Annotated in this window: 10 protein-coding genes; 6 read left to right on the top strand and 4 right to left on the bottom strand. The window is 40.4% G+C overall.

The genetic code is table 11. The annotated features are described in order from the left end of the window. Positions 1 to 5 precede the first annotated feature (5 nt). The 5 genes from R2S10_RS01565 (at position 6) to R2S10_RS01545 (ending at position 6636) form a co-directional block, all read left to right on the top strand. Positions 6 to 389: a hypothetical protein gene (locus tag R2S10_RS01565; RefSeq protein ID WP_316838675.1), complete on the top strand. Its 384-nt coding sequence runs from the start codon at positions 6 to 8 to the stop codon at positions 387 to 389. Between the two features lie 208 nt (positions 390 to 597). Continuing rightward, the gene (locus R2S10_RS01560; protein ID WP_316838674.1) at positions 598 to 921 is read left to right on the top strand and encodes a zf-TFIIB domain-containing protein; all 324 of its coding nucleotides are present in this window, start codon (positions 598 to 600) and stop codon (positions 919 to 921) included. 378 nt (positions 922 to 1299) lie between these two features. Next, on the top strand, positions 1300 to 2592 hold the full coding sequence (locus R2S10_RS01555) for a hypothetical protein (RefSeq protein ID WP_316838673.1): 1293 nt from the start codon (positions 1300 to 1302) through the stop codon (positions 2590 to 2592). Positions 2593 to 2674: 82 nt separating this feature from the next. Continuing rightward, positions 2675 to 4078, top strand: coding sequence for a DUF3472 domain-containing protein (locus tag R2S10_RS01550; protein ID WP_316838672.1), 1404 nt, complete (start codon positions 2675 to 2677; stop codon positions 4076 to 4078). Positions 4079 to 4479: 401 nt separating this feature from the next. After that, complete coding sequence (locus R2S10_RS01545) at positions 4480 to 6636, top strand: CocE/NonD family hydrolase (RefSeq protein WP_316838671.1); 2157 nt, start codon at positions 4480 to 4482, stop codon at positions 6634 to 6636. A gap of 21 nt (positions 6637 to 6657) precedes the next feature. Here the strand turns inward: R2S10_RS01545 and R2S10_RS01540 are convergent, their stop codons facing one another. Both R2S10_RS01540 and R2S10_RS01535 read right to left on the bottom strand, forming a co-directional pair. Further along, a complete protein-coding gene (locus tag R2S10_RS01540) occupies positions 6658 to 7626 on the bottom strand; it encodes a metallophosphoesterase family protein (RefSeq protein WP_316838670.1) in 969 nt (322 codons plus the stop codon). 84 nt (positions 7627 to 7710) lie between these two features. Continuing rightward, the gene (locus R2S10_RS01535) at positions 7711 to 8682 is read right to left on the bottom strand and encodes an NAD(P)H-quinone oxidoreductase (RefSeq protein WP_316838669.1); all 972 of its coding nucleotides are present in this window, start codon (positions 8680 to 8682) and stop codon (positions 7711 to 7713) included. 607 nt (positions 8683 to 9289) lie between these two features. Between R2S10_RS01535 and R2S10_RS01530 the strand changes: the two genes are divergently transcribed. After that, positions 9290 to 9454, top strand: coding sequence for a hypothetical protein (locus tag R2S10_RS01530; RefSeq protein ID WP_316838668.1), 165 nt, complete (start codon positions 9290 to 9292; stop codon positions 9452 to 9454). On the opposite strand, the gene R2S10_RS01525 is transcribed toward R2S10_RS01530, so the two are convergent. After that, on the bottom strand, positions 9447 to 11507 hold the full coding sequence (locus R2S10_RS01525; protein WP_316838667.1) for a carboxy terminal-processing peptidase: 2061 nt from the start codon (positions 11505 to 11507) through the stop codon (positions 9447 to 9449). The two genes, R2S10_RS01530 and R2S10_RS01525, sit on opposite strands and share 8 nt — an antisense overlap. Positions 11508 to 11621: 114 nt before the next feature. Further along, positions 11622 to 12836, bottom strand: coding sequence for a thioredoxin domain-containing protein (locus R2S10_RS01520; protein ID WP_316838666.1), 1215 nt, complete (start codon positions 12834 to 12836; stop codon positions 11622 to 11624). Between the last annotated feature and the right edge of the window lie 25 nt (positions 12837 to 12861).

The following is a 12861-nucleotide window of genomic DNA, read 5'->3' as shown; positions in this document are numbered from 1 at the left end:
AATTGTTGTTATATATTGGCGAGGATAATATTACAGCGAAAACACCATTGGAAAAGAAAATCAGTTCAAGAAAAGGCCTCCTCGCCATGCTTATTTTTGTATGGAGCTTATGCTGTGTACAACAAGCTTTTTCTGCTGATTTCTCTAATGAGAATACTGCTTTCTTGTCCAGTGCTTATTTTCAAGGCGAGCTGCTGGAAGATGTTCCCATGGATATGGGCTATACTTCTGCAGTTAAAAAGGCGAAGTATTTCCAACCTCGTCTGAGCAATCACCCTGGTACTGCTCATCCGATAGTCTCACAGACTGCAACAAAAATTGCAGTATTGCCATGGAGCTGGCCTCCACATGGCGAATATTCTTTTCTCTTCAGGTTAACCCCCTTTTAGATTTCATTCCTAATCCATTGACGATGATGGTATCCATTGATTTATAAGATCATTTGATGCCCATGATTTCAATGATCAAATTCTTATCTATTGATCAGGCTTTCCCATGTAGAATCATGCTGAAATTGCTTGTTCCTTAATCTATTGTACCTCATCATTTTGTTGATGAAAATAACATTAAACAGTATTCACAAAAAAAACACTAATTATGAATTGCCCAAATTGCCAGGAAACGCTATTAATGACCGTTAGAAATAATGTAGAAATTGACTATTGTCCAAAATGCCGCGGGATTTGGTTGGATAGAGGTGAGTTAGATAAACTACTGGCCTACGACCAGGATAAAGGAAGTCCTAATCAGGAAAGCACTCCTTACAGATCGGAGCATCAGGATCAGAAGTACCGTCAGGAAGGTTACCGTGGCCAGGACCAACGCGGTCAGGATCAACGTCAGCAACATGGTTATGGCAACAACTCACATGGCTACCCTAAAAAAAAGAAATCCTTTTTAGAGGATCTATTTGACTTTTAATCCGAGCTGAGCTATTGCTTTTAAGCATTATAATAGATTGAAATGTTAGTAGTACTCCATATTGATACTCGAGTACTAAACCCTATTCTTCGGAATGGGGTTTTTCATTTGACTTTGTTCAATTCACAATTTTCATTACAGTTTTTCATTTTTCATTTAAGAAATGAAAACGCAGCAACCAGTGTATCAATAAGTTTCAACTTTCAACAGCAAAAAGCGGGTAAAATCCGCTGTCAAAAGCCCTAAACCTGTTTCAAATTTGCCCAAAAAGACTAATTTTGAAATAGAAGAACCATATTTAAAACAACCAAAAACCGACGCTTCTCAATTCGATATCCTTCCATTGAAATGTGTCAAAAAAACTAAAACCATTTATAAATGAGTATGATCCCACAAGCTGCTACTTTAAGTGCCCGGCACTTAGGTTCAGCAGATTTTAAAGCCAGGAACCCTAATTACGAAGAACTGTTAAACATCAGTGCAGATTTTGAATCAAAAAGAGCTGCCTATGATGAAATTGGCACCGGAGTTGTCAAAATCCTTTTCAAATTTAATGCGGTACATGCCATCAAGTACCAGCTTATTAATTCAGAAGAATTGATGGAAAAACTTGCTGACTATCAGCAACAGCATCCAAATACGATCCTGAATCTCAGCAATTATGAAGAACTGATAGAGAACCTGATCAGCATTCGAATCATTTCTCTTTTCAAATCGGACTGGGCAAAGATTCATGAAAGTATCCTTGATCAATTTGTATTGATCGGCAATGTTACGGCAAATGTTAGCGCAGCAGACGCGATATCAAGTACTAGCCCATTTACCGATAAAGGCCTTAGTCTAAAAACAGAAACAGATGGCTATAGATCTATAGATTATGTCATTAAAACGGCACCAAGTAAAAAAGAATACAAGGTTGCAGTACAGGTACGTAGTATTTTTGAAGAAGGATGGGCCGAAATTGACCATTTAGCACGCTATAAGGATAAAATGGACGCATCGATCCTGAATGAGTTCTCAAAAACCCTACAGAACCTTAGTAATGGTGCGGATGAAATGGCTGAATTTATCCATGGATTACAGTCCTATCTCCTGAGCAGGGAAAGCCAGCTGGAAGAGCAAAAAAACTTAGCCAAAGAGCAGCAAGATCTGGTAAAAGAACAGGAACTCTTAGTCAAAGCACAGGAAAACTTGGTTCAGGAGCAGCAAAGTCTAATCGCAGCGTTAAAAGCAGAACTGGCACAAGCCCAACTGCAGCAGAAAGAAAAAGAAAGCATTTCGAGTATAACAGAAAAAGCTTCAACCAAAGGCTCAGAAGGCATGTTAGGCAAAGACATTATTGAAGATCTAGCCAAAACAGCCGCTGCTATTGATGGTGGGTCCAGCACCACTGAGGTTTCCTCTTTTAAAGCAGAACCTGTTAAAGCAGCAAAAGAAAAAACCGAAGAAAAAGTAGGAGAAAAATCAGAGGAAAGCGACAAAGCTTCCGAAGAAAAACCAAAGCCAATTAAAAGCAAGGCTGAGAAAACCAAAGTCAGCAAGTCAAAAGAAGAAAAAAGCAATGAAGAAAAGCCAAGGTTAGAGATGGCTCCTCCAATTGTAGAAGATTTATTCGGACAAACGCGTATTCCAGATGCGGCTCCCCTTAAACCTTCGGTAACGAACGCATAAAACTTCGCAAACGTTTGTGCAAACATAAAGAACAAGAATTACCTTTTTAATCGGGTTATTTGATTAAACAACTAAACACACAATGAAACCAAATTCACTAAATTCTAAAACCAGTCTTGCTGCTTTCCTATTGATTGCGGCCGGATTTTCTGGCTTTGCGCAGAGTAAAAACTTCAAGGAGGTCTTTACTGTTCCTGCGAACAAAGCTTACATTGAACCTTATCATCCCAATGACCGCGGTGTTTCTGTGCCGGTTGGTTACCCTGAAGACAAAGGCATCGTTTCCCGCTGGAGCGATAAAAGTAAAAGCGTGGTCTGGTACCTTTATCAAAAACCAGGTCAGTATGATTTTTACTTCGACCAGACTGTTGACAATGGTAAAAAGCTGGGCTTTGAATTGATCATTACGCCGAGCAGCCCGATGAATGGATTCAAAACCATTCGTAAAAAGTTGAGTTTTAATGGCACAGGGCAGCAGACCTCCTTGTTTGCAGCCAATATTACCGTACCAGAAACCGGCTATTTCCGATATGAATTGAAACCAATTACGGATCCACAATCGGCCATAAAAATCAAGGCACTTACTTTCAAATCATTACAGGACGGCGGACAGGTGAACCAGACCGATTATCAGTCCTCTCCTTCTGTACATTTAAGCTTCAGCAGTACCCAGCCTACCACTAAATCTTACAACTGGATTTATCAGGAAATCATGGTACCTAAAGGTGCTGATCCATTGGCTACCTATTATATGAGTTTAGGTTTTTACCGTGGATATATGGGCATACAAACGAATTCTGAAACAGAACGCAGGGTACTTTTCTCGGTATGGGACAGCAAAGATGCGGAGAACGACAAAACCATTACTGCCCATGATTATGTGTCATTTGTAGACAAAGACAAGTCGACTACAGTGAATACTTTTGGTGGTGAGGGTACCGGCGGACAATCCTATGTAAAAACAGCCAACTGGAAAAGTAATGAACCAGTTAAGTTTCTGATGAATGTCTTGAAACAAGACAACAACTCCGTGGTTTTATCCGCCTGGTATAAACTGGAAGGTGAAGACTGGAAATATGTGGCCACCTGGAGGGCACCAAAAGAACAGCGCATGTTTGATGGATTCTATTCATTCCTGGAGAATTTCGGTTATACCAATGGACAAATTCGCAGAGAAGCTTATTACTATAATGCCTGGGGACAGGAAGACCAAACTGGAAAATGGGTGAACCTGAATAAAGTGAGGTTCTCTAACACGGATGGTAAACCTGGTCAGCGGATAGACTATGAACAAGGTGTTTCTGCAAAATACCCGGATATGTTTTATATGTCTTCTGGTGGATATACGCCTACTTTGAAAACAGCAAATGAAATTCCTGTTGCCCAAAAGCAGATTGAGCTTAATTTGAAACCTTTTGAAGAAAGAGTCGCTACCGCATTGAAAAACGAAGAAACGAACAATAAGGATTTTAAAACCAAGAAATAAGTAAGGATTTTATTCCTGAAAATGACAAATGTTCTTTGTCATTTGAGAAGTCCCACAGCAATGTGGGACTTTTTGCGTTGGTCAGAATCCAAAAAGGCTTTTATCATTTATCAAATGATACACCAAACGCAATCCTAAGAAACAATAATTTTTCAAAATCAACAATTAACCATAATCATTCGTAAACCATCTCCTATTTACAAATAGATAATTCCATTATATTAAAAATATTTCCATATTTTACAGGCAAGAACCTTAAACCCCAACCTTTGAAATTAACCTGCCTCAACCAAACTGTCCTTACACTTATTTTATGTTGTTCCTGCGCTATTCCAGTTAAAGCCCAGCTTGTTTATTTACCGAAAAAAATAACTGAAGATCCGGTGTCTTTAGGGAGGTATATGCCTGATCTAGCCAAAACGCTACTTGTCCATGCCAATATGGCTCCACAAGCGCAGCGAGATGGGGAGTATTATGGTTATAAATTCGCCTTACAGAGCATAGCCGGACAGTATCAAAAGAGTCTGCAGAGTATAGATTCCATGAGGGTCGAAATTGCTAAAATCGGCGGAATCCCTACTGATCAAACAAAGGGAATATTTTTCCTTTATGATACCTACAACCACATCAAAATAATGAATCAGGAAGGTGATTCCCGTTCAGCAGCAGAAATTTTCAAATGGTCCTTTCCTATTTCCCTGGAAAACTTTAAAGGAATGACCTATAATTATGCGATAGAACCTTTCTCCAATAGCCAGGAAAGTCTGGATGCCGCCTGGCAAAAAGCCTTAGCGGTGGTTCAGGCTAAGCCCAGTGATAGTGTAAGTTTGGATCAGGCAATTGTATTCTCGCAAGCCTACCTGCAGCAGCAGGTATATCGCCCTTTTTTGAATCCTGGAAAAGAAATGATCAACGCTAAAGATCATTCCAGGCTGATCATTCAGGATAGCGTTATGATCACTATGCGTGATGGTGTAAAACTGGCAGCGGTAATCGTACGCAGCAGAGCTGCCCAGGAAAGTCAGCCGGTAGTATTGGTGGGTAATATTTATGCAAGTACTGATCAGGTGGCCATGGCCAGGAGAATAGCCGACAAAGGTTATGTAGGTATGGTCTTAAATACCAGAGGAAAGTATGTTTCTGAAGCGGAAATTGCACCCTGGGAACATGATGCCGAAGATACTTATGATGCGATTGACTGGATCAGTAAACAAGAATGGTGCAATGGAAAAGTGGGAATGATTGGTGGTAGCTATCTTGGATTTAGTCAGTGGGCAGCAACTAAAAAGCTCCATCCTGCTTTAAAAACGATTGTGCCACAGGCAGCGGCAGCACCCGGCATTGACTTTCCGACTACAAATGGGATATTAACTACCTATTCTTTACGCTGGGCGCACCTGGTAACCAATAATAAACTGAGCGACTGGGATGAATTCGGAAATACCGACCTATGGACTTCCTTAAACAATAAATGGTTTCTTAGCGGCAAGGCCTTTAAAAATCTGGATAGCTTAGAAGGCCGACCAAATTCCGTGTTTCAAAAATGGGCTAAACACCCTTCTTATGATCAATACTGGCAAAAGATGATCCCTTATCAAAAGGAATTTGCGGCAATCAACATCCCTGTATTAACTATAACCGGATATTTCGATTCAGATCAGGATGGCGCGCTTTATTATTTCAAGCAGCACCACCAATGGAATTCCGCTCCAAATCATTATTTATTGATTGGACCATATGACCATGGTGGCGCACAAGGCGTCATGTCCCCTACTTTATATGGCTATAACCTCGATAGTGTGGCAAAGATCAACATCAATCAGCTGGCTTTTCAATGGTTTGATTATGTCTTAAAAGATGGGCTTAAACCTGCCTTGTTAAAAGACAAAGTGAATTATCAGACTATGGATACCAGTTTATGGGGGCATGCTCCTTCCCTGGAAAAAATGAACGATGACGTACTTCAGTTCTACTTCTCTGAGGAGAAAAAGGGCAAATACTATCAATTGACTACTAAGAAAACTACAGGAAAACTGGCGCAGGAAATGGATTTCTCCAGTCGGGAGATCTCTACCAAAGTACCCGACTACAATTTATTGACTGATACCATTGACACCAAGGGGAGTCTGATTTTCATTTCCGAAGCGCTCAAAGAAGAGGTGACGCTTAATGGGCAGTTCAGTGCTACACTGCAGGTAGTAATTAATAAAAGAGACCTGGACATTGTTGTGGGCTTATACGAGCAACAAGCTGATGGCAAATTTTTTAGGTTATCTGCTTCTTTGCACCGTGCGAGTTATGCTAAAGATAGAAGTAAGAGGAACTTATTAAAACCAGGAAAGCTGGAATCCATCCCTATTACCGGAAAATTCATCAGTAAAAGACTCCATAAAGGCAGCAAATTAATGCTCTCCCTGGAACTGATCAAAAACCCGAATTTTCAGGTGAATTATGGGACGGATAAAGCAGTATCAGATGAAAGTATTCTGGATGCGATCAGCCCATTGAAGGTACAATGGCTGGGTAGTAGTGCCATTCAAATTCCTATCAAAAGATAATCTTTTGATAGGAATCATTGACTAGCCCAATTTTCTATCTGAAATATGAGGGACAATCGGATAAATATATCCTTCCATTTTAACGCCCAATTTTTCCGGGGAAGAGCCTACAAAGACCGTTTTCTTCCCTTTTATGGTGATCTTACCCTTTCCTTCCAGCTCAATCATTGCCCAAATTGGCTCTTTATAAGGCGCCGTATATTTAATGTATGGATGGGCCTTATCCACCTCTTCTGTATATCGGCTTTCCTGATATTCCTCCCCTAACCAACTATAGGAAGCACTATTGATCTGCACATAATGGATGTCGTTAATGTGGTTGTAATAATCCTGATGGTGGTGTCCGCTGATGACCAGAACTACTTTTTGTTGTCCTGATTTTTGATTTGCCTGTTCCATCGTATACCTTAGAAGTGTTCCGTTTTCTAAACCACCGGAATCATTATCTAAGCCCTGGTGACAAAAAACAACCGTAGGTAAAGCCGTGTCATTCAGGTCTTTTTTCAGCCAATCCAGCTGTACCGAAGAAATGTAGCGCGCATATCCTTTCGGGCGGTCTGCACTTTGATTGTGTTCATTCCCATCCAGTACCACAAAATGAAAACCATTCAGATCAAATGAATAATACTTCCCTTTAGCACTCCAAAAATCAACCACCTGCTCCCTTGTATATCCACCATCTGTATCGTGGTTTCCGATCACGTGGTATTTAGGTCCATTAAACTTATTCCAGACCTCCATCAAAGCAGAATTACCCATTTTAGGAACACAAAAATCGCCTCCCTGGATGATAAAATCCGGTCTATCTGTGTTCATTTCTTTGATAAAAGCCGACAAGCGATCTATGCTATCATGCATAATATCATGGTGTAAATCTGTGATCATTCCAAATCTGACCTTTTTACTGACTGGATTTAGTTCCGGAAATTTTGCAAACAGCAGGGTACCTCCGGCAAGACCCGATTTTGTGAGAAATTCTTTTCTATCCATATAGCTGCATGATCTGAGTGAAAGCTCAATGGCCTAATCCATCGAGTTCCTCTATCCTCAAATATATAAATACTAAACAAAAGTTTAGTTCATTTCCAGAATGATTTTACCCAAATGCTGGCTACTTTCCATCAGTTCATGTGCCTTACTTGCTTGTTCCATTGGGAAGACTTTAAAAACTGTTGATTTATATTGCCCTGCAGCAAAAATGGGCCAAACCTTTTCTAAAATATCCTGGGTCAATGCCGTTTTAAATGCTGCTTCGCGATTTCTTAAAGTGCTACCGGTAATGCTGAGTCTTTTCCGCATCATTTGCATAATGTTAAGCGAAACGGTATTCCCTTCCATGGCATTGATGTACACCAATCTTCCATCCGGTTTTAGAACTTCGATGTTCTTTTGAAAATAATCACCGCCGATCATATCTAACACGACGTCAACAGGTTTGTCTTTCAATTCAATTTCAAAATCCTGGCTTTTGTAATTGATAAAGCTGTCTGCGCCTAATTCCAGACAATACTGTCCTTTTTCATCGGAGCCAACAGTGACCACCACTTCTGCACCTATGTATTTTGCAAGTTGGATGGCGGTAGTTCCAATCCCACTACTTCCACCATGTATCAAAAACTTTTCATCAAGCTTTAAAGCCGCACGTTGAAACACGTTGCTCCAGACCGTAAAAACCGTTTCTGGCAACCCTGCTGCTTCAAGGAAAGTTAAGCCCTCTGGGACCGGTAAACAGTGTCCTGCGTTGACTTTTACATACTCAGCATATCCTCCGCCGGCTACCAGTGCACAGACCTTATCCTTAATTTTCCATTGTTTCACATTTGCCCCCAATACTTCGACTATACCGGCAACTTCTAAACCTGGAATATCCTGGGGCGCATCCGGAGGTGGTGGATAACTGCCTTTTCTCTGGAATACATCCGGGCGATTTACCCCGGCGGCTTTTACCCTGATCAACACTTCGTCGTCATTGATGACCGGTTTTTCTCTTTCTTCTATTTTCAAAACATCTGCTGCACCAAATGAAGTAATTACAATTGCTTTCATGTTCCTGCAGGCCTCATTTATCCTGCCAAAATTGAATTAGTTTGCTTTTATGACTCGAATTGGAAATAAAAATGAAAAGCTTGCCCAGCGACAAAGGGAATTAACTATTAATTAACCGTACAAACAGAGAATACTTGCAGAATTCTTTCCTAGTATAGAGCTGCTCTTGTTTTGCTGAGCTTTTGCTTTCGCAAAATCCGAGCAAAACAAGAGCAAAAGGAAAGCAAAACAAGAGCAAAACAGATAGCGGCAAAAAGCCTGTTTTGTATGCCAGTAAATCAGGAGGAATTGCACACAAATTCCGCGCTGCTTTTTTTAATGGCCATAGGTTTCAGGCAGAAACAGGCGCTTTTCATTAGACACTAAAAAGAAACATCATTTTCTATATAAAGATAGATATTTTCTTTATTAGTTGACTTAAAAATAAATACTACCCCTTATAGTGCTGGAAAAACAAATAAAAACGACTAAGATGTATCAATTTTCAATTACACCAAACAACTTCGCTCTTAATGTGTTATGTAAATCTATACAAAAATTTTTAAGCCCTTCCATTACTATAATGTAAACGCGCAAAATTTTTCAACTCACCTTTCAACTACCGAAAATGGAAGATACAGTTCAACAACAAATCAGGTTATCTTTGCTTCAGATGGCATTGGATAACGCCGTAACTATTGAAGATTACGAAGAATGTCAGCAGCTTCTAGGTTTAGAACTTTCAATTGAAAACCAAAACCCATATGCTGCGACATTAGTAGAAGCTAAATGATACGGATCAACTCCGCTGTAATCTGTAAACTCTCCTCCTTTACGTAATCTACCTCCATCCCATTTACCGGATCATTTGCAGTTACTGTCTTCAATCCCAAACTTTTTCTTCGCTGATTTATGCGTTTCAAATCCTGTATTTGCTGGTTTTTTCTTGCCTCAAGAAAGGCTTTCAAATCCAGCTGAATGGAGGAGTTTGCGGCTGCATACTGTGACTTTTGAATGTCTTCTTTCAAAAAGGAAAACTCCTGATTGGTCTGCATGCGCTGTTGGTGATGTTTTTCCAATTGCTGATTGATCATTTTTAATTGCGCAAGCGGAATGAAATTACTGGCTGCAATCTCATCATAAGGGAGTACATTCTTTAAAGTACTTTCTCCAACTTTCAATGCGCTGTATTTAGAAGGAAAACTGATGTCTGGACTTACGCCACGATGCTGTGTACTTGCCCCATTGATGCGGTAAAATTTGGCATTAGTCAGCTTTAGGGAACCTAAATTTTTCTCTTCGCTTTTCATCAGCTGATCAAGACCATAGACCCCCTGAACTGTACCTTTACCAAAGGTCTGTCCCCCGATAATTACTGCACGCCCATAATCCTGCATTGCTGCTGTAAAAATCTCCGAAGCGGAAGCACTTAATCGGTTTGTTAAAATCGTTAGTGGACCGCTATAAGCCACTAGGCTATCCTGATCCGAATGGACAAGCACCTTGTTTTTTGAATCCCGCACCTGCACTACTGGTCCGTATTTGATAAATAAACCGCTCAGGTCGATTGCTTCTTTTAAAGAACCACCGCCATTATTTCTTAAATCGATCATCAGCCCATCTATCCCCTGACTTTTCAGCAGCTCCAGCGCTTTTTTCACATCTCCGGAAGTGGAAGCATAATCTTTCTCGCCCTTACTAAAAGCAGTAACATCAAAGTAAAAATCAGGAATGCTGATGACACCTATCTTTTGCGTTTTCCCGCCTTGCTTTACCAATTTCAGCTCAGATTTCACCTTCTGATCTTCCATCACCACCTTATCTCTGATGATACTAACCACCAATGGACTGGAACTCAGATCTGCTCCTGCCGGTAATATTTTAACACGCAAAAGAGATCCTTTTAAACCTCGCATATTTCTCAGCACCTCCTCCTGTGTCCAACCGGTTACTTCTTCAAATTCTGCACTTTCGCCTTGTGCAATCGCCAGAATCCGGTCGTTGGGCATAATTTTCTTAGTTTTATCCGCTGGACCACCTTTGATAACGGACATGATCACCGGTAGTTCATCCTGGAAACTAAAGGTAATCCCGATTCCTTCCAGTGATTTATTCATCATGACATTAAAATCCTGCGCCTTTGCCGGAGAAAAATAAGTAGTATGTGGATCAATAGTTTCCGTAAAAGCATTCAGAAATAACTCCAGTACATTTTCACTTTTCAGCCCTTCTAAACTAGTCTTTAACTTCTCATAACGTTTTCCCAATAACTCATAAGCTTTCTGGTTCTCTCTGCCATCAGCTCTTAGCCTGATGAGTTCATAACGGATACGCTGGTTCCAGTAAGCATCAGCCTCTCCGCTGGATTTAAACCAGGGCAGTTGCTCTCTGGAGAACTGATAAACCTCTTTGGAATGTAAGGGCTGTACTTTAGATAACTCCGTTAATGCAGCATCAATTCTATGGTCTAGTCGCGCGGCATACACATTAAACATTTCAAAAGCAGCGCTTAGATCGCCAGAAAGTAAGGCATCATCTAAAAGGTAACGGTATTGCTCAAATTCCTGAAGGTCGGAGGCCAGAAACAAGGCATGAGACTTATCCAACTTTGTCAGATACTGATCAAATATCCTGGTGGATAAAGCATCATCAATAGTCACTTTCTGGTAATGATAATTGGCAATCGTTGCAGCAATCGTTTTTGTAACTGCCGGATAATTTGACAATGGCTGAAAGTGCAACCTTTCCGCAACTAACTCAATAGCCTGACCATGCACAGAAAAAGATAGGCATACCCCACTGATGGCCAAGAGAAACCGGCGTTTATATAATTGATTTAAATTCATTTGGATTGGGTATTTTGAGGATAAAAATCTTTACATCATAAAGAGGGCTGTCATCCGACAAAACCCTCTAAATTATATTAACTAAAAAACATTCTTCATTTAAACCGGATGGTTTTACTTCAACATCTGCTGAATTTTAGCTTCGATTTTCTCCTTCGTATCTCCACCTACCTCTCTAACCGCGCCATTATTGACACTACCAAAAATCAATAAAGGGATTGCATCTGCATTAAACACCTGACGTAATTCTCCTTCTTTATCCACATTTACCTTGTAAAAAACAACCTGATCTTTATACTTTGCGGCCAGTTCTTCCATGACCGGCATCAGTTTCAGACAAGGGCCACACCAGGTAGCCCAGAAATCTATGACCACAGGTTTATCACCAATCGCTTTCCAGTCTTTACCGGCTTTATAATCATAAATATGCTTTAGAAAATAAGCACGGTCTACCGGGTTAATTTTCCCTGGTATCACTGAAATAGTTTCTTTTTTAATCACTGGAACGGTCTGATCTTCTCCATTATTAAAGGGCTGGAAATAGTATTTACCACGCTCAATATCAAAAGAGATCATGCCCTGTTTTAAGATTGATTTCCCTAACACAGAAAATGCCTGATCTCCGGCTGCTTTAACCACCGGAATCTTTTTGAAATTCTGGTTTGCCAGTTTCAATTCTGCAGTCTTAGCAGATTGTACTACTTCGAAATCCGCTGCTGTTAATACCAATGGCTGATCCTGATAGAAATCGGCAAGCGCTTTAACCGTTTTGCCATTTACCAGAATGTCCATGAATAGTCCGCCGGTTTTCAATTTGGCCTCTTGCCTGTTGATCAATTTCATATACTCCGGGCGATATGGCGAGGAAAGCGTCATTGTTTTCAGTTTGGTATTCAGCGTGATCACTGCACCTGTAAAGGCATTAAAACCAATAACCCCATCTACTTTAAGCTTTTCTAAAAGTGGATTTGTTTTAAAAACCACTACGCTGATGTCCTTGCTATACACCACATTGCCGATAAAGAAACCAATGGCTCTTCCTTTACCAGACAATTGGTACCCAGGTCTGGAATAAGTATCCAGGTTGTTCGAAATTTTTACCTGGCGCTTCGCGGCAGCAGCTTCTGTTAAGCCTACTGCTCCTCTGGAATCCAGGAGAAAATCCCCTTCTGTTCCGCCCACATTAGCTCTGATGATCATATAACCCTCACGTTCCTGATAGGGTAAAATTTCCTGATTTAAATCCGCTTGCGCGAAAGCGGTACTGCTAGCACAAAGCATGAGCAAGCTCAAAGCAATTGAGTGTCCTAATTTAATCTTTTTCATCATGTTTTCTTTTTGCTGAATTCTTTAA

The sequence above is a fragment of the Pedobacter gandavensis genome, assembly GCF_032678745.1.
Lineage (GTDB): Bacteria > Bacteroidota > Bacteroidia > Sphingobacteriales > Sphingobacteriaceae > Pedobacter > Pedobacter gandavensis_C.
The sequence above is the reverse complement of the archived record's forward strand: the minus strand, read 5'-3'. Positions and strand labels throughout refer to the sequence as shown.

What these genes read in the sequence shown, in the direction of transcription:
- R2S10_RS01560 (WP_316838674.1), top strand. Translation starts at nt 598, where the DNA reads ATGAATTGCCCAAATTGCCAGGAAACGCTATTAATGACCGTTAGAAAT.
- R2S10_RS01555 (WP_316838673.1), top strand. Translation starts at nt 1,300, where the DNA reads ATGAGTATGATCCCACAAGCTGCTACTTTAAGTGCCCGGCACTTAGGT.
- R2S10_RS01550 (WP_316838672.1), top strand. Translation starts at nt 2,675, where the DNA reads ATGAAACCAAATTCACTAAATTCTAAAACCAGTCTTGCTGCTTTCCTA.
- R2S10_RS01545 (WP_316838671.1), top strand. Translation starts at nt 4,480, where the DNA reads ATGCCTGATCTAGCCAAAACGCTACTTGTCCATGCCAATATGGCTCCA.
- R2S10_RS01540 (WP_316838670.1), bottom strand. Translation starts at nt 7,626, where the DNA reads ATGGATAGAAAAGAATTTCTCACAAAATCGGGTCTTGCCGGAGGTACC.
- R2S10_RS01535 (WP_316838669.1), bottom strand. Translation starts at nt 8,682, where the DNA reads ATGAAAGCAATTGTAATTACTTCATTTGGTGCAGCAGATGTTTTGAAA.
- R2S10_RS01530 (WP_316838668.1), top strand. Translation starts at nt 9,290, where the DNA reads ATGGAAGATACAGTTCAACAACAAATCAGGTTATCTTTGCTTCAGATG.
- R2S10_RS01525 (WP_316838667.1), bottom strand. Translation starts at nt 11,507, where the DNA reads ATGAATTTAAATCAATTATATAAACGCCGGTTTCTCTTGGCCATCAGT.
- R2S10_RS01520 (WP_316838666.1), bottom strand. Translation starts at nt 12,836, where the DNA reads ATGATGAAAAAGATTAAATTAGGACACTCAATTGCTTTGAGCTTGCTC.